Origin of the sequence: Vibrio sp. OY15 (assembly GCF_000742455.1) — a bacterium.
Taxonomy (GTDB): Bacteria; Pseudomonadota; Gammaproteobacteria; order Enterobacterales; family Vibrionaceae; genus Vibrio; species Vibrio alginolyticus.
Genome location: NZ_JPIL01000006.1, coordinates 105967 through 122535 on the forward strand (window position 1 = coordinate 105967; position 16569 = coordinate 122535).

General features: G+C 43.9%; 15 protein-coding genes. 7 read left to right on the top strand and 8 right to left on the bottom strand.

The genetic code is table 11. From position 1 onward, the window contains the following. Positions 1 to 190 precede the first annotated feature (190 nt). The 7 genes from IJ23_RS07600 to IJ23_RS07630 form a co-directional block, all read right to left on the bottom strand. The gene (locus IJ23_RS07600) at positions 191 to 1414 is read right to left on the bottom strand and encodes a tetratricopeptide repeat protein (protein WP_005379348.1); all 1224 of its coding nucleotides are present in this window, start codon (positions 1412 to 1414) and stop codon (positions 191 to 193) included. Positions 1415 to 1423: 9 nt separating this feature from the next. After that, entirely contained in the window at positions 1424 to 2056 is a 633-nt protein-coding gene (locus tag IJ23_RS07605) for an energy transducer TonB (protein WP_005379353.1), read from the bottom strand. 4 nt (positions 2057 to 2060) lie between these two features. Beyond that, positions 2061 to 2468 (bottom strand): ExbD/TolR family protein, encoded by a 408-nt coding sequence (locus IJ23_RS07610; RefSeq protein ID WP_005379359.1) that lies wholly within the window; start codon positions 2466 to 2468, stop codon positions 2061 to 2063. A gap of 25 nt (positions 2469 to 2493) precedes the next feature. Then, positions 2494 to 3021, bottom strand: coding sequence for a MotA/TolQ/ExbB proton channel family protein (locus IJ23_RS07615; RefSeq protein WP_033905920.1), 528 nt, complete (start codon positions 3019 to 3021; stop codon positions 2494 to 2496). Between the two features lie 9 nt (positions 3022 to 3030). Continuing rightward, positions 3031 to 4392: a MotA/TolQ/ExbB proton channel family protein gene (locus tag IJ23_RS07620; protein WP_017634999.1), complete on the bottom strand. Its 1362-nt coding sequence runs from the start codon at positions 4390 to 4392 to the stop codon at positions 3031 to 3033. A 3-nt stretch (positions 4393 to 4395) separates the two neighbouring features. Next, positions 4396 to 5160, bottom strand: a complete 765-nt coding sequence (locus IJ23_RS07625; RefSeq protein ID WP_005379365.1) for a DUF3450 domain-containing protein — start codon at positions 5158 to 5160, stop codon at positions 4396 to 4398. A gap of 65 nt (positions 5161 to 5225) precedes the next feature. Next, a complete protein-coding gene (locus tag IJ23_RS07630) occupies positions 5226 to 7826 on the bottom strand; it encodes a TonB-dependent receptor plug domain-containing protein (RefSeq protein ID WP_033905922.1) in 2601 nt (866 codons plus the stop codon). Positions 7827 to 8646: 820 nt separating this feature from the next. On the opposite strand from IJ23_RS07630, the gene IJ23_RS07635 reads away from it, so the two are divergent. From IJ23_RS07635 to IJ23_RS07660, 6 genes are all read left to right on the top strand, one after another. Continuing rightward, the gene (locus tag IJ23_RS07635; RefSeq protein WP_005379368.1) at positions 8647 to 9672 is read left to right on the top strand and encodes an ABC transporter permease subunit; all 1026 of its coding nucleotides are present in this window, start codon (positions 8647 to 8649) and stop codon (positions 9670 to 9672) included. A gap of 1 nt (position 9673) precedes the next feature. Next, complete coding sequence (locus IJ23_RS07640) at positions 9674 to 10717, top strand: ABC transporter permease (protein WP_005379369.1); 1044 nt, start codon at positions 9674 to 9676, stop codon at positions 10715 to 10717. Positions 10718 to 10755: 38 nt separating this feature from the next. Continuing rightward, a complete protein-coding gene (locus IJ23_RS07645) occupies positions 10756 to 12582 on the top strand; it encodes an extracellular solute-binding protein (protein ID WP_005384774.1) in 1827 nt (608 codons plus the stop codon). Positions 12583 to 12591: 9 nt separating this feature from the next. Next, positions 12592 to 13449: an ABC transporter ATP-binding protein gene (locus IJ23_RS07650; protein ID WP_005379371.1), complete on the top strand. Its 858-nt coding sequence runs from the start codon at positions 12592 to 12594 to the stop codon at positions 13447 to 13449. A 35-nt stretch (positions 13450 to 13484) separates the two neighbouring features. Then, entirely contained in the window at positions 13485 to 14324 is an 840-nt protein-coding gene (locus IJ23_RS07655) for an ABC transporter ATP-binding protein (protein ID WP_005379372.1), read from the top strand. Between the two features lie 168 nt (positions 14325 to 14492). After that, complete coding sequence (locus tag IJ23_RS07660) at positions 14493 to 14918, top strand: phosphate-starvation-inducible protein PsiE (protein WP_025768316.1); 426 nt, start codon at positions 14493 to 14495, stop codon at positions 14916 to 14918. 159 nt (positions 14919 to 15077) lie between these two features. Here IJ23_RS07660 and IJ23_RS07665 read toward each other — a convergent pair whose 3' ends face one another. Then, on the bottom strand, positions 15078 to 15767 hold the full coding sequence (locus tag IJ23_RS07665) for a GGDEF domain-containing protein (protein ID WP_033905923.1): 690 nt from the start codon (positions 15765 to 15767) through the stop codon (positions 15078 to 15080). A gap of 409 nt (positions 15768 to 16176) precedes the next feature. On the opposite strand from IJ23_RS07665, the gene IJ23_RS07670 reads away from it, so the two are divergent. Next, positions 16177 to 16506: a hypothetical protein gene (locus IJ23_RS07670; protein WP_033905924.1), complete on the top strand. Its 330-nt coding sequence runs from the start codon at positions 16177 to 16179 to the stop codon at positions 16504 to 16506. The last annotated feature ends 63 nt before the right edge of the window (positions 16507 to 16569 follow it).

The following is a 16569-nucleotide window of genomic DNA, read 5'->3' on the forward strand; positions in this document are numbered from 1 at the left end:
TTACCATCCGCGCACTCTGTTATTAAAACCATTTCTACAACCGTTTAGTGTGCTGATTTTAGGTTTAGAGTCCCGATTTGGCTTGCGTGAGTGACTCTGGTTAAAAATAGGGGTTAATAAAGATAAAACGGAAAAAAGGGGAAGCTTTCACTTCCCCAGGCGTGCGACTGACTCACACTTAATCTTCGAATTATCCTTGAGACTCTAGGAAATTTATCCAAGGGCTAACGGTTGACCTGAATTTTGGCGATTGAGCAGCGCCTTTCATCGCCTGCAAGGCCTTTTGTGGTTGCTTAAGCTCGAAATAGGCCATCCCGCGAATGTATTCAAGTTCTGCCTTTTGCTCTTTAGAGGCACTGGATGCCGCGCTTTCTACAAAACGAGTTGCTTCAGAATACTGCTTGTCTTGTATCATTAAGCGAGCAATCTGAATTTGCGTTTTAGCAGAAGGAGCGAGGTTATATGACTTTTTATAAGCGAGAATTGATTTATCTAGCTCTTTAGCTTGCTGCCAGAAACTGGCTAGGCGGTCATAGTTTTCCTTCGTCTTTTCAATGTTTCCAGCTGCCATTTCCTTTTCAAGAGTTTTGGCTGCTTTATATGGAATACCTTGATAAGCCAAGAAGTTTACAAAGCGTAAATATTCCTTCTCTCCTTCTAGTTTCCCCATTTTGTAAACCATTTCTAGGGTGGCTAGAGAGTTGCGTTCTTGACCTAGCTCCATGTAGACACCAGAAAGTTGCATCCAGTAACGCTTTTTCTGAGGGTACTTTGAAGTCAGAGTTTTGAGTACACTGGCAACGCTTTTCAGCTGGCCTAACTCGTAGTGAGATGCAACGAGAATTAAGTACCAAGACTCACTTGGGCTCTTGCTCATCGCGATGGCTTTTTTGGTTGGCGGGATTGCATTTTTGTAATCTTCCAACTGAACATAAGCGCTCGCTAACGTGATATAAGCATGAGCTTGAGGCTTCTCTTTGGTTGTTTCTGCAACCTTGAACCATTCCTTCATCGTTTTTACAGACAACGTATACTTTTCTTCAGCTAGGTAAAGCTGAGCCAAGCTGTAGCGAACTTGTTGAGCAACCGGAACGGGAAGTGCGTCGAGCTGTAATGCTTCGGCAAAGTATTTTGCTGCTTGCACATAATTGTCTTGTAGCGAATACAAAAAGCCAGTCTGCTGAAGTAAAACTGCTCGGTCGTATTTTTTCGAACTTGTGCTTTCTAAAGCGCTTGCTAGTTTTTCTTTCGCTGCTGAATATTTTTCAGTTGCGATCAACTCTTGCACTTTGTTAACGGTTCGAAATGTCCGATCTGATAACTGAGGAGCTTCTTTTGCCATCGTAGGAGCGGCCATTGCCACTCCTGCGAAGAGAATTAAAGAAGCCACTTTGCTTTTCCATAAACTTTTCATCGTGACTCCTTAATTGGTTGAGAACTCTATTTCTTGCGATAGGCGCGAGCTAACAGGTTTCCCGTCAACCAATTTTGGTTTAAATGTCCATTTAGAGACTGTTTTTCTTGCCGCTCGACCGAGGCCTAAGCGTCGTGGTTGCTCTTTAAGAACTTTGATGTCCTCTACGGCACCACGTGCGTTTACAGTAAACTCTAATAAGACGACCCCTTTTTCTATTCCTGCTTTCGCAGCCTTCCTAGGCATTTGAGGTTGGAATGTCGCTAGAGGTGTTGGACCTCCGCTACCCGCGAGTTGCGCACCTCCACCCTGGCTATAATGTCCAAGCACCGAACCACCTGTAACATTTACGGGTAGGTCAAGCTTTGGCATATCCATTGGGGTCTGCTCCATCACCGGTTTTACTGTCGCTGTCACTTTCATTTCTGGCGGTGGCGGCGGACGCTTAGGCGGTGGTGGTTTTGGAAGTTCGCGTTTTTTCTCCTGTATTTTTTCGTCTGGTTTAATGCGAATAAACTCGACCATACGCAGGTCATCATTCGACACTAACTCGTGGCGCTCTTTGTTTACTAGCTTGTCCATCCCCCAGAACAACCCGAGGGAGACAATGAGCGCCAGTGCAATTGAGGCCAGATACCGCATAAGCTTAATCCTTATTGGTTGCGGCAATGGAGATGCTTTCTACACCTGCCATTTTGATCTGGTCCATAACCTTCACGACTACGCCAGCATTTGCTTCAGTGTCGGCTTGGATAACAACTGCGCCATCAGGGCTTTCTGCACGAAGACGTTCAATATTCGCGCGAACCGCGTCCACTTCGATGCGGCGTTTATCAACCCAAACATCACCCGCCGCACCAACTGCGACCATGATGTTACCTTTTTTCACGGTTTGCGCAGAGCTTGCCGTCGGGCGGTTTACTTCTAGACCAGCTTCTTTTACGAACGATGTTGTTACGATAAAGAAGATCAACATGATGAATACGATGTCGAGCATCGGTGTCATATCGATAGCGGTTTCATCACTGCTATCACTGCTATAGCGTCTTTTCATGACCTATACCTCTAATTCCATTTACTCAGGCAATATGCTTTAGCTTATCTTCCAGCTTTTGCGTTGTGACTTTGGCTAAATGATCAAGACGTGAACTAAAGAACAGTCCTGATAGAGAAGCCACCATCCCGGCTAACGTTGGGATTGTTGCCTTTGAGATCCCCGAGGCCATTGCTCGAGGGCTTCCTGTTCCTGTTACCGCTAAGATGTCGAATACTTGGATCATGCCAACAACGGTGCCGAGCAAACCCAGTAAGGGACAAAGCGCAATCAACACTTTCACGATTGGCAGGCCCTTTTTATTCTCAATGTCCTGACGAGAAACAATTTCTTGTCGGATCATCTTAGCGTTCCAGCTCTGGTGCTCTGCTCGCCCCTGCCATGAGCCAACGGCTTTTTTCATGGCTTTTGGAGCGACGGCAGCAAAATAGAACCAACGTTCTAACAATACTGCCCAAAGCATAAAGCTGAGGATGAAGATGGCGACGAGTACATCGCCACCCATTCCCAAGAAGCGCCTAATTGATTCAAGTTCTCCAACTAACCACCACATAACGCCTCCTTAGCTTTCGGCTTTATGTAGTTTTTCCTGATAGCGAGCGATGAAGCCTGCACTCTGTTCTTCAAGAGTTTGAACCAAACGACGACCTTTACTGTGTACGATGGTGTACAGGAACAGTAGAGGAATTGCGACAACCAGACCAAGCATCGTAGTAACAAGTGCTTCAGAGATACCGCCAGCCATTAGCTTAGGATCACCTGTACCAAATAGTGTGATTGCTTGGAACGTACCGATCATACCCATAACCGTACCCAGTAGACCTAGAAGTGGTGCTACAGAAGCGAACAGTTTGATTGAGCTGATAAAGCGTTCAATGCTCGGTGCGTTACGTAGGATGATTTCGTCCAGTTTCGCTTCCAGATCTTCAAGGTTGTCACCTTTGTGTTCTTGGTAAGCTTGGATAACTTCACCCAGAGGGTTACCAGGAATCACGGTTTCTGATTTCGCTTGCTTACGCATTTTACCGCCAATCACTTGAAGGCGTAGGAAGCAAACTAGAGCAATGATAGCGCCAACTGCACCCATACCAAGGATGACGTAACCTACAATGCCACCTTGATCAATACGTTCTTGAACGGTTGGGCTTTGTACAAGTAGAGACAGAATTACACCACGGGATGGGTCAATAAACAGTGGCTCATAGCTGTTTGACGCTGACTCAAAGCCTGCAACATGACGTGTAATATTGGTGCGAGGTTGTCGAGAGAGTTCTTCGAACTTACCTGTTTGAGGTACATAAGTAACGTACTTACCATCGGCAATCGCGTTAAATTCACCGACAAGAGTAACATCGCGAACCGCTTCTTTACCTTCGCCATAAACAACCGTTGCTTGGGTTGTTGCTGTCTCGCCTGAGGCAACCACTTGTTGAAGAATAGTATGCCAGAATGCTTCTAGCTCTTGCGTTGATGGCAGTTCTTTACTTTCAGCCAGTTTCGTTAGTAGCGCGTCACGCTCTGGGAACTGAACTGCGTTTTGAGAGGCTGCAAATAAGCCCTTAAACTCGCCCGCATATTGGCGGACCACACCAAACATTTCGCCCAAAGTACCGGAGCGAACACGTAAGGTTTCTGTTAGTTCAGTCAGCTGCTTATCGTTTTCATCAAATGTCGCTTTAAGTTGATCGCCCAGTGCTTGCTGTGAAGCTAGCTCTTCACGAGCCTGTTGCAATAATGCTGCTTGCTTATCTCGGTTGTTCTTGAACTCAGCTTCACGGGCTTTGTTCTCTTTTGACTCAACGATGCTTTCTGATTTTACGTTTTTGAGTAGTTCAGATAGGTTTTTAGGCGTTTCTGCTTGTACGCCTGAAGCCATAAATAAGCTCGCTAGTAGACCAGCGGCTAGAGTTTTGAATCCTTTCATCTCTTATTCCTCCCCAGCATATACAGGCAATTTGATTAGCGCTGGTGGCGCTTGCTTCTTCGCGATACGAAGGCCTTGCTGTACCGCTATGCGGTAGCTTTCCGGTAATGTTTCCCATTGACGTGTTTGTTGGTTCCACATACCTGTCTCACCACCGTCTGGAGATTGGAATAAAAGCGCCGTGCGACCAATACGTAGGAAATCGTAAGTCACGGTTTCCCCATTTCTATCTAGGCTAGCTTTGTAAGATTCAATTGAGCGAGAGAAGCCTTCTTCAATTTGGTAGGCTTCCATCACTTTACGGAATTTCTCAGAAGTCGTTACGTCGGCGCGATCCATGAGACGACGCAGTTCTTGGACACGTTTATTACGTTCTTTTTTCTGGAAAGGCAGATCGAGAGTCACAAACTCATCGAGTGCATCGATCATTTTAAGTGTTAGTGGCACTACTTCTGTTGCCGTTTGATCGATCTGAGCAATTTGGTTATTTAATGAGTCCAATTCACCTTGCTGTGATTGAACCATACGGTTAATTTGCTCGTTGTAGACTTTCATGCTGTCGATTTGACGTAGTAAGCCTTTGTATTCTGCCAACATGCCTTCAGTACTTTCGGCATAATTGTCGATTTTTTGTTGCGAAGCTTCTGAAGATTGATTTGCTTTTGCTTGTGTGGAAACGACAGCACCAGAGTTGGCCGCTATAGAGCTACTACTGATAGTAAGCAATGCTGCAGCTATGGCACTGAGACCAAATTCCTTGAATTTCATGGTTGCATCCTTGTCAGTGTTTTAGTCAGTCGAAAAGGGCGCGGAAAACCCGCGCCAAATATTTTTTAGAAGTCGTATGATGCCTCGACGTATAGTTGACGTCCGATTGGATCGTCATACCCAGTTGCATAGAATGGAGAGGTATCGCTTAGAGGATCTGCAGGCGGTACTTTGTCAAACATGTTGATAGCACCAAGAGTTACACGACCACTCTCGTTGAATTGGTAAGAAGCCGTTAGGTTCCACGTTGTCATACTAGCGATTTCTGCTTTGTAACCCGCTTTTTTAGCAGAATCACAGTCATCAAAGTAGTAACGGTTAGCGTAGCTTGAACACATACGGTCGCGGTATTTACCAAATAGGTTGATAGCGACATCTTCATATGCCCAGCCAAGATTTAACGTTGCGGTGTATTCAGGCATGAAATCTCTTTCATCCGTTACAGGCTCGCTGTCGTTTTCTTGATATTCAGCAATCAAGATCTTCGTTACAGCAACACGCGTGTTAAATGAGCCGAACTCATTAGTGTCGTATGCGTATTTGATCGCTAGGTCAATACCAGAACGCTCTTCATACGACTGGTTCACTGGACCATAGGATACCGACTTGATGGTGCCATCTGGGTTACGAACGACTTCAGTACCTGGGTATTTACCTGGATCGTTAATTACGTCTTGGTAAGTTGGTGCTGTTACGACGTCTTCCATCTTGATGTGGTACCAGTCAACAGTTACACCAAGATCATCCACAGGCTCCCACGCTAGGCCCAAGTTAATGTTTGTACTTGTTTCTTCTTTCAGCTCAGAGTTAGGGCCATTAAGCGTATCGAAGTATTGAGTATCACACTCTGGGTACTTGTCTTTATCTTGTGGGCCGCTACCACCAGCGTTGGCACAAAGCTCTGGGTCAAAGCCAGAACCAAAGCCTCGAGTTTGATCACCAAATAGTCGCTTCAAGTCTGGAGCTCGGAAGCCTAGACCGTAGCTACCACGTAGCAATAGGGTGTCAGTAGGACGGTATGCTAGGGCTACTTTAGGAGTGAATGCGCCACCAGTTGCCGAGTCGTCGAAGTAGTGGTCGTAACGACCAGCGACAGTCATTTCTAAATCTTCAATGATAGGAATAAGAGCTTCAACACCAAGACCAATCTGATCGCGGTCACCGCCGCCTGACGTTCCACCTAGACCAGAGAAACCACCAGCTGCTGTTGTAGCATCAATCGTCTCATTGTAGTCAGTACGGTTCCATTCACCATAAACAGCAAAGCCAGACATACCTGCAGGAAGTTCAACCAAATCACCAGCCAGTGAGCCGTTAACAGAGTAAAGCTTTGAGTAAGCTTCTTTGCTTGAAGTGCCGCTGTATTTGTCTACAACGTCTTGTGAGATAGGCCCTAGAAGATCGACATCACCATTTTGTACAGCTTGGTCGAGAGTTAGAAAGATTGCTGGGTTGCTTGTTTCAACGCTTTGCTCAGAGTAACCAGCGGATAGGTCCCAATCATACGTATCAGCAAGCAGGCCGTTCAAGCCTAAGGTTAAGCCAAAAGAATCGGCTTCAGTGTTACTTTCGCGTGGTCCAAATTCGACCATACGGCGAGTGTATTCGCCTTCGCCGCGGAAGTGAGTGGCATCAACTTCAACGCTGTAAGGGTTAGGTTCGAATTCAGATTCTGTAGACTTGTAGCCAAAACGGGCTTCTGCCATGGCAGTGACATTGTCGTTAATGTCCATTTCACCACGTAAAAGTAGGTCTACTTGTTTGTTTTCTGGTTTTAATGTTCGGTATGCAGAACGGTTAACACCACACTTTCCATCCGCTCGTTCAATCGCGGCATCACCAACGACTTCTTTACATGAAGAACCAGCATCAGCTGGTGTTAGAAGTGTTCCGTTGGCGCCTTCAAAGTTTGCACCGTAGCTAGAGTAGCCACTTAGCTGAGAACGGCTAGAACCGTCATCGCCAGCCCAATCATCTCGGTCAGATTGCTTTAGCATTTCGTTGCCCGCAAATTGGCCAACGAAGAGAATACGTTTGTCGTCAAAGTTTTTGCCAGCCACAACGTCTAAACGGCCGTTTTGGTAACCACCATCCGTCGCGTCACCCGCGCGTACTTTTACAGAAACGCCATCAAAGTCTTTCTTTAAAATGAAGTTTACGACACCACCGATTGCGTCGGAGCCGTAGATAGCAGAACCTGAGTCGGTCATTACTTCAACACGCTCAATAGCGGCGACAGGGATTTGGCCGATATCTTGGAAGTTAGATGTACCATCTTGTGCTAGCGGGTATTGAGGAAGACGACGGCCATCAATAAGAATCAATGTGCGTGACGCGCCAAGGCCACGTAAGTTGACTGACTGCGCTGCTGGTGTAAACGAGAAAGAGTCTGTTTGAGCCATTACACCACCTGTGTTTTGGGTCAAACTGTTCAATACGTCTTGCGCGCTGTTAAAGCCTTTAGACTCAATGTCTTTACTATTAATAACAGTAACTGGTGAAGGACCTTCCATATCCGTCGTGGAGATACGCGAACCAGTAACTTTCATCTTTTGAAGTTTTTCAACTTGCTGCTCTTCTGCCAGTGCTGTTGCTGGGGCTGCAACTGCTGCTGTCCCCAAAGCAAGGCTTATCGCAACAGATAAAGCGGTTGTGTTTTTATACATCCTTGTTGCTCCGATTATTATTATTTCCTATGTCTGGCCGCATAGCGGCCAAATGTGACGTTAATATTTCGTTAACGTTCGGCCAATGTATAACCGAGATGAAAAAAGGAAGTCAAACCAGTGGTAAACGGGGATGCTTAAATGTAAAAAAGATGTAAATAACCAGACTTTATTTAAAAGGCGGAATAAAAAACCGAATAAGGTTTATGAATCGAGATTAAATTTCAATAAAACACCGTATTTTGTGTTTCTTATAAACTTTAATGACTTATCTTGCCTATGGTTTTTTAGTGGGTAATTGAATCTGGAAAAAGATATTTTTCCAGTGAATTGTTCTGAGATGAGTTTTATATCGAATCCATACTTTGTTAGCTCGAACTTATTAGGTGGTATCAAAATATGATACCCATTGCTGTTAAAGGGCTCACTCGTATTTTTAGGTCAAATATAACCTTGGATTATGTGTCTATTTATGTGTGTAGGGTGCATTTTTATGTAGGGTTTTGGCTCTAAACAGCCTAGATTGATATTCTGTATGAATTATTTTTGTGGTTTTTTATAATTTTTTACAAAAACATTTCTGTTTTTCGACATCGAAGGAAGTTTGTCATGTTTTGGTTTCAAACACTTGAAGCTGATGTAGATTCAAGATAAATATGACGCTGAAATTATTGCAGTAGTAGAAAAGTCTAGCTCTTGAGGCGCAGGGAGTGTGCTTCAACAGTTTTAGTTACTACGAGATAAATATGCACCATTTTGGGCGGAAAATATCCTCTTTCACTCCGTTTGAACTGGACAGTAGACAAGGAGCAAGTTGTATATGCTGTCGTACTTTTTACGCCGTTTGGCGTTGGTTATCCCAACGTTTCTCGGGATAACTATTCTCATCTTTGCTATCACTCGTTTCGTGCCTGGCGGACCTGTTGAACGCATGTTGTCACAAATGCAGTCCCAGGGGGACGGCGCCGCATCAATGACGTCTGCGGGTGGTAATACGGCTCTTTCTGACGATCAAATCGCGGAGCTGAATGCGTTTTATGGCCTGGATAAACCAGTAACGGAAGCGTACGTCGAATGGTTAAGTCGTTTGGTAATGCTAGATCTTGGCGAGTCGACGCGTTACTACGAGCCTGTCTCGGACATGATCGCAGAGCGTTTGCCAGTGTCGTTGTTTTATGGCGGCATGACCTTCTTTATTAGTTATTTTATCTCGATTCCTCTTGGTTACTATAAGGCGCTCAAGCACGGTTCTGTCTTTGATTCCGCTTCTTCAGTACTCATTTTCGTAGGCTACGCGCTACCAGGTTATGTGGTGGGTGTATTGCTGATCACGTTATTTAGTTATCACTTGGAATGGTTTCCGATGGGAGGCTTTGTCGGCGATGACTTCGATGATTACGAAACCTTCTTTGAACGCACTAAAGACATTATGTGGCATGCGGTGTTGCCTTTGATCTGTTACCTCATTGGTGATTTTGCCACGCTGACGATGACAATGAAAAATAACCTGATGGAAAACCTTTCCTCAGATTACATCCGCACCGCAATTGCGAAAGGATTACCTTTCAAAAAAGCAGTTCGTAAGCACGCGTTGCGTAACAGCTTAATTCCAATCGCGAGTCACTTTGGTAACTCTTTGTTGTTCTTCATGACCGGTGCCTTCCTGATTGAAGTTATCTTCAATATTGATGGCATTGGCTTATTGGGTTACGAATCAATCATGGAGCGTGATTACCCTGTTGTTATGGGTATTGTCGCCATTAATGCGCTGTTGCTGCTCATTGGTAACATTATTTCAGATATTTGTGTTGCTTTAGTCGACCCACGTGTGAAGTTTGGAGCGTAACATGATTAAAGTTAGTCCATTAACTCAAAAGAAAATTCGTCACTTTAAAGAGATCAAACGAGGCTATTGGTCGTTTGTTGCTCTTTCTATTATGTTGATCCTTTCTCTATTCGCCGAACTTTTGATTAACAGTAAAGCGCTAGTCGTCAAGTATGATGGTAGCTACTATTTTCCTGTTGTCAGTGACGTACGTTTAGGTAGCGAATTCGGCCAAGAGTCATCCAGCGAAGCGGATTATCGCGTACTGCAAAAAGCGTTTGAGGCCGAAGGGGGCGACAACTTTGTTATTTTGCCGCTTGTGCCATGGAACCCATATGAACAAGATTTTAGTGGTGATTTCCCGCCAACAGCACCTAGCGCCGAAAATAAGCATTATTTAGGTACAGATGTGATAGGTCGCGATATTTTGGCGCGACTTGTCTACGGATTCAGAACGGCGATGGGATTTGCGTTGCTTACGATGGCCATTTCCTACGCGATCGGTACTGCAGTCGGTTGTGCTATGGGTTTTTGGGGCGGTAAATTTGACTTGTTTGTACAGCGACTTATCGAAATCTGGTCAATGGTCCCGTTTTTGTACGTCATTATGATTCTTGTCTCAATCGTTCAACCGACGTTTGCTCTCTTTGTCGCTATTAACGTGCTTTTCACTTGGATGGGAATGACATGGTACATGCGGACCATGACCTATAAAGAAGCGGCACGAGAATACGTAATGGCGGCACGTGCTTTAGGGGCATCGACTGGACGTATCTTGTTTAATCACATCTTACCAAATACGATGGTGATGATTGTAACCCTAGCACCTTTCACTATTGCAGCTAACATCACAGCATTGACTGCTCTCGATTACCTAGGCTTAGGCTTGATGCCACCAACACCAAGTTGGGGGGAATTACTGCAACAAGGTAAGTCAAACTTAGATTCGCCATGGATTGTTGCGTCAGTAGTGACTTCTATTGTTCTGGTTCTGGTAATGGTGACCTTTATTGGTGAAGCCATTCGAGCGGCTTTCGACCCGAAAAAATTCACACGCTATGTTTAAGCGAGCATTGTGAGCAAAACATAAAAAAGGGAAGTTTTATGAAGAAATTATTTTTAGCGTCCACGCTGAGCGCCCTGAGTTTTGGTGCAATGTCAGCAACGCTTCCGACTGACTTAAACTGGCAAACAAACTGGGATGAGCCTCAATATGGTTCGCCAGAAGCGAAACGTGGAGGGACTTATCGCACCTTTATGTCAAGTTTCCCGCAGACGTTACGTAGTGTTGGCCCAGATGCTAATGCAGGGCTACGTTCTTTTATCTTAGATGAAACACCAGGCTTGGTGGTCCGCCACCCAGATACTTTAGAGTTCATACCTGAGCTTGCTAACGAGTGGGCGTTAGCAGGTGACAACAAAACGGTCTATTTTAAACTCAACCCTGAAGCCAAATGGTCGGACGGCAAACCTGTGACTGCCGACGATTTCGTGTTCATGCTGAAGTTTTATCGTTCCAAAGACATCTTGGAACCTTGGTACAACGATTACTACAACAAAACGATTGCGGATGTTATCAAGTACGACACTCACACGTTTGCTGTTAAGGCGGCGAAAGAGTTCAATCCGGAAGAATTGCTGTTACGAATGGGGGCTCTGCGCCCACGTCCCGCACATTTTTATGCTAACCCTTCAAAAGATGAAAATGGTGACGGTATACATGACAACTTTGTCCGCTACTACAATTTTAAAAGTGAACCAACGACCAGTGCATACTACCTAGATGACATTAAAAAAGGTAAAAGTGTTACCTTCAAGCATGTCGGTGAAGACTGGTGGGGTTACAGCAATAAGTATTATCAACATCGTTATAATGTCGACAAAATCCGCATCACAGTGATTCGCGACAGTGATATCGCGATGAAGCACTTTGAGAAAGGGAAGCTGGACGCATTTGGTCTTGTTTTACCAAGCTTATGGCATGATAAATCGAATACGGAACCTTACCAAAAGGGATACATTCAAAAGTTCTGGGGTTACAACCAATTCCCAGTTGGGGCTGGTGGTGTATGGATGAACACCGCGATGCCTTTGCTGGATGATTTAAACATTCGCAAGGGCATTACTTACGCGATTGACTTTGATGGCATGATAGAGAATGTCATGCGTGGCGACTACTCCCGTAAACCGAACCCGACCGGTTATGGTCATGGTAAATACACCCTACCAGATGCTAAGGCACCGAAGTTTGATCCCGCAAAAGCGGCCGAGGCATTCGAAGCCGCAGGCTTTAACAAAATTGGTTCTGATGGTATTCGTGTCAATGATAAAGGTGAGCGCTTAAGCTTCGAGCTGACCTACGGAACACCTGTTCATACTCCTCGTATTGCCTTTTTGCGTGAGCAAGCCAAGCTAGCAGGGCTGGATATTGAGCTCAAGTTAGTTGATGGCTCATCCATGTTCAAATACGTACGTGAGAAAAAGCACGATTTGGCTTTCTTAGATATGGGTACGTCTGAGATCCCAACGTATTGGGAGTACTTCCATTCAGTCAATGCGAACAAGCCGCAAACTAACTCTTTCACAAACTACAGCACGCCAGAACTGGATGAAAAGATCATCGAGTATCGTTTTGGCATGGATATGGATAAAAAGATCCAGCTAGGTCATGAGATTCAGCGTGACATCATTGATGCTCACGTTATCGTCCCAGGCTACATGGTTCCTTATGTCCGCTATGGTCACTGGCGCTGGTTAAAGTTTCCAGATAAGCCAATGAATCGCATGACAGAGGCGCTGTTCAGTGGTTCAATCATAGGCGATGGCACTTACTGGATTGATAGTGATATCAAAAAAGAAACGAAACAAGCGATGAAATCAGGCAAAGCTTTTGAACCTGTTGTTGTCGTAGATGACACTTATAAGCTGTAAGGATTGGTTATGGAAAACGATGTAATCCTAAGTGTTAAAGATCTCGAAGTTGAATTTACCACCGATGATGGGCCAGTGAAGGTTCTGCATGGTGTGAACTTTGATGTGAGAGCTGGACGTACACTCGGCCTGGTGGGAGAGTCAGGTAGTGGCAAGAGCGTAACTTCAATGTCGATCATGGGGCTATTACCTAAGCCATATGGCAACATCATTAAAGGTGAAGTGAATTATCGCGGCACCAACCTAGTTGATTTGCCTGCGGAAGAGATGTACGCCATGCGTGGCGATCGTATTTCGATCATCTTCCAAGACCCGATGACGGCGCTCAACCCAGTGCACACCATTGGTCGTCAAATATGTGAAGTGCTTGAGCTCCATCGACCTGAGCTCGACAAAAAGGAGCGGGAGGCGTACTCGATTGAGATGCTGGCAAAAGTAAAAATTCCAATGCCAGAGAAGCGATTGAATGAGTATCCCCATAACCTATCTGGTGGTATGCGCCAGCGTGTCATGATCGCGATGGCATTGGCCTGTAAGCCGGATATTCTGATTTGTGATGAACCGACTACAGCGTTGGATGTTACGGTTCAGGCGTCTATCCTTGAACTGATGAACGAGCTTCAGGAAGAAACAGGCATGGCAATGATCTTCATCACTCACGACCTCGGGGTTGTGGCAGAAGTGTGTGATGATGTTGCCGTGATGTATGGTGGGCGTATTGTCGAAAAAGCAGAAATTTTTGAGTTGTTTGATAACCCGCAGCACCCATACACAGAGCGTTTGATGGGGTTGATGCCGAGCTTAGATAATGAGCCAAAGCAGATGATCGATATCAAGCCTATTGATGCCAGTATGTTTGCCAGTTAACTGAGCAAAGTGAACCAGTCATAAAAGAGGATGTTATGGCAAAAGAAGTATTAAGAATTGAAAATCTTAAGCAGCACTTTGTTTCTGGTAAAGGGCTGTTCAAGAAAGGCTACACCATCAAAGCGGTAGACGGGGTTTCACTGTCTGTTTCTGAAGGTGAAACACTGGGGCTAGTTGGTGAGTCAGGTTGTGGTAAAAGCACCCTTGGTCGCACGATCTTAAAGTTATACGAGCCAACGGAAGGTAAGATTTTCTTTGAAGGTAAAGACATCACTAAATTGTCTGTTAAAGAGATGCGCTCGCTGCGTAAAGACATGCAAATCGTCTTTCAAGACCCAATGGAGTCACTCAATCAGCGTCATACCATCGGTATGATTCTGGAAGAACCGTTTGTTATTCATAAAATTGGCACGCCAACAGAGCGTAAACAATGGGTAAAAGAGCTTTTAATCAAAGTGGGATTACCAGAAACGGCAGTAAACCGTTATCCACATGAATTTTCAGGCGGACAACGGCAGCGTATCGGTATTGCTCGCGCGATTGCATTGAAGCCTAAACTACTGATTTGTGATGAATCGGTATCTGCGTTAGATGTGTCGGTACAGGCGCAAATCTTGAACCTATTGCTACAACTGCAACAAGAAATGAATTTGGCGATCATATTTATCTCTCACGATCTCTCGGTGGTGAAACATGTCTCTGACAAAGTTGCCGTGATGTATTTTGGTAAAGTGGTAGAAGCAGGCAGCGCTAAAGAAATTTATGCAAACCCGCAAAACGAATACACCAAAAAACTCCTATCTGCGATTCCGATCACTCACCCTAAATATCGGAAGAAAAAGCGCGTAGCTGAAAAAAAGCAGCAAGTGGCGTAAGTGATGCCACAGGTCCTATAACACAAAAGCGCTCCGCCAAATAAGCGGAGCATTTTTATAAGCAAATGCCAGGACTTGGAGTCGATTCGCACTGATGTTTATTCTGATTGATTGAAGATCGTTGCATGCTAAACTCAAGGCCTATTTTCTTTGTTTGGATAATGGACCATGCCGTCGAATTTACCGAAATCCTTTAGTCGACCTTTCCTGAAAATCTTCCATATTTTGGAGGCGGTGTTATTAGTCTCTATTACCTTGGCGACGTTGTACGCCATGATGCAAGAGTTTGTGCACGTATTTGTAGAGAAGCGTGTCTTACTCACAGATATTCTTTTGATGTTTATCTATCTGGAAGTGCTCGCCATGGTGCAGCAGTTCGTGATGAACGGTAAAATTCCGGTACGCTATCCTATCTACATCGCGATGATGGCGATCGCCCGCTATATCACTCTCGGAATGAAAGAGCTGGATGCAGTTTTGGTTGTGTGGTTATCTCTGGCTGCGTTTATTTTGGCTGCGGCTACTTTGCTGATCAGAATTGGACATCATTATTGGCCCTACGTTGATAACAGTACCTTGGAAAAAGACGAATAAAAGAAAGCCCCGTATTAGCGGGGCTTTTTTGTTTCAATACTCGATGACTTTTAGATCATTCAATGTTTTGGATCTGAATGTTGATTTATTTATTAAAATTCATTTATATCAATAATTTATTTAATTTAAGTCATTATTTTGTATTTTTTAACCACCACATTACCCACCGATTGGTGCTTTATAGATATAACTTTTGAGTGAGTCGTTTTTACTTTGTTTGTTTTTATACATATCTTTGTCTGCTCTCTCTATTAGTTGCTTTGCATCTAAATGTTCAGGCTCTCTTGCCTTATGGTACACGTAAGATCCAACTGAAACAGAAAGGTAGAAATGCTGTCCATCAATATGTATTGGCTCCTGAAGCTTAGTTCTTTTTTGTAAGCAGTTACACCAACTCGTGGTTTTTTGGTGGTCGTAGTTTGGGAGGATGGCAATGAATTCATCTCCTCCAAACCTAGCTATCGTCTGCTTTGGTAGTTGCATTTTTTTCAAGATATTACCTAGTCTTTCAATCATTCTATCTCCGACAACGTGACCAGCAGAGTCGTTAATTTTCTTCAACTGATCTAAATCGATAAATACCAGTGAGAAAGTTCCAATATCATTGTCTTGAATTAGAGACTCTATGTGTGTAATGCCTTGAGCACGAGAAGATAAACCAGTCAAAAAATCAACACTTAAACGCTTCTCTAAGAGTAAAACTCTATTTGTAAGTTTTTGATTTTCAATCTCTAAGTCTGAAATTTTTTTTAGTATGTTTTTAAGTCCAACATTATTAGGGAGGGACATGTTTTGTTCATCAATAAGAGAAATGCTACGGGCATGAGTGTTGCCTTTACTTTTTGACATATCGTTACCTTCAATATCTTGATTGATATTAGGTTACTTTGTTATGCGGCAAGTTATGTCGTAGTAGGTGGTTAAATGAATCTATTGCTGGAAACATTTTGGCTGCGACATGATGTGTCGCATTCAATCGTAGACAGTAGCATTAGTAGTGGAGTTTTATTGTTGATTTTATTAATTTATATTTCACTTATATATGTAAGTTATCTAAGTGTAAGCAAAATTAATAATCTTTATTGGTAGCCTATTGGTGATCAAAAGTAACTTTTATAGTGGATCATTAAGAGTATTCAGTTATGAGTGCAATGATCTCAGAAGCATGGCTTTTAAAGGTTATCTGTTTTAGTCGTATTGATAGATTGTTTAACTACAAAATAAACAACGTTGAATTAACAGTTGGTAAGGAGTCATTATGGGATTTTTCGATTCATTGGTTAGTGCAGGAAAATCGGCAGTTAAGGCAGTGAATGATGCTGCTTTAACTCAAACCTTAGAACAATGGGAAAAGGTAAATCGAGCACCAAGTGAGCGCGTCAGAGATTACTATGATAGAAATAATCAGCAAGACAAAAATTCGCCTTTAAAAAGGGCTCTTGCTATTGCTGCATTGCAAGACGGTAATCTATTTGCAAAAGATCAGGCAGCAAAAAAAGCCCTGCTTAATCTTAGAGAAAAAATAGCTTTTGAAAATGACCGAAAAGCACAAAGCTTGATTAGAGCTATAGATAATTTAGAGCGATAATATTATTACTTTTCGCTACCCTCTCATGAGCACAAGGTTATGGGAGGGATAACGACATCAACT

Coding starts and splice junctions, on each gene's coding strand:
- IJ23_RS07600 (WP_005379348.1), bottom strand. CDS start 1,414: ATGAAAAGTTTATGGAAAAGCAAAGTGGCTTCTTTAATTCTCTTCGCA.
- IJ23_RS07605 (WP_005379353.1), bottom strand. CDS start 2,056: ATGCGGTATCTGGCCTCAATTGCACTGGCGCTCATTGTCTCCCTCGGG.
- IJ23_RS07610 (WP_005379359.1), bottom strand. CDS start 2,468: ATGAAAAGACGCTATAGCAGTGATAGCAGTGATGAAACCGCTATCGAT.
- IJ23_RS07615 (WP_033905920.1), bottom strand. CDS start 3,021: ATGTGGTGGTTAGTTGGAGAACTTGAATCAATTAGGCGCTTCTTGGGA.
- IJ23_RS07620 (WP_017634999.1), bottom strand. CDS start 4,392: ATGAAAGGATTCAAAACTCTAGCCGCTGGTCTACTAGCGAGCTTATTT.
- IJ23_RS07625 (WP_005379365.1), bottom strand. CDS start 5,160: ATGAAATTCAAGGAATTTGGTCTCAGTGCCATAGCTGCAGCATTGCTT.
- IJ23_RS07630 (WP_033905922.1), bottom strand. CDS start 7,826: ATGTATAAAAACACAACCGCTTTATCTGTTGCGATAAGCCTTGCTTTG.
- IJ23_RS07635 (WP_005379368.1), top strand. CDS start 8,647: ATGCTGTCGTACTTTTTACGCCGTTTGGCGTTGGTTATCCCAACGTTT.
- IJ23_RS07640 (WP_005379369.1), top strand. CDS start 9,674: ATGATTAAAGTTAGTCCATTAACTCAAAAGAAAATTCGTCACTTTAAA.
- IJ23_RS07645 (WP_005384774.1), top strand. CDS start 10,756: ATGAAGAAATTATTTTTAGCGTCCACGCTGAGCGCCCTGAGTTTTGGT.
- IJ23_RS07650 (WP_005379371.1), top strand. CDS start 12,592: ATGGAAAACGATGTAATCCTAAGTGTTAAAGATCTCGAAGTTGAATTT.
- IJ23_RS07655 (WP_005379372.1), top strand. CDS start 13,485: ATGGCAAAAGAAGTATTAAGAATTGAAAATCTTAAGCAGCACTTTGTT.
- IJ23_RS07660 (WP_025768316.1), top strand. CDS start 14,493: ATGCCGTCGAATTTACCGAAATCCTTTAGTCGACCTTTCCTGAAAATC.
- IJ23_RS07665 (WP_033905923.1), bottom strand. CDS start 15,767: ATGTCAAAAAGTAAAGGCAACACTCATGCCCGTAGCATTTCTCTTATT.
- IJ23_RS07670 (WP_033905924.1), top strand. CDS start 16,177: ATGGGATTTTTCGATTCATTGGTTAGTGCAGGAAAATCGGCAGTTAAG.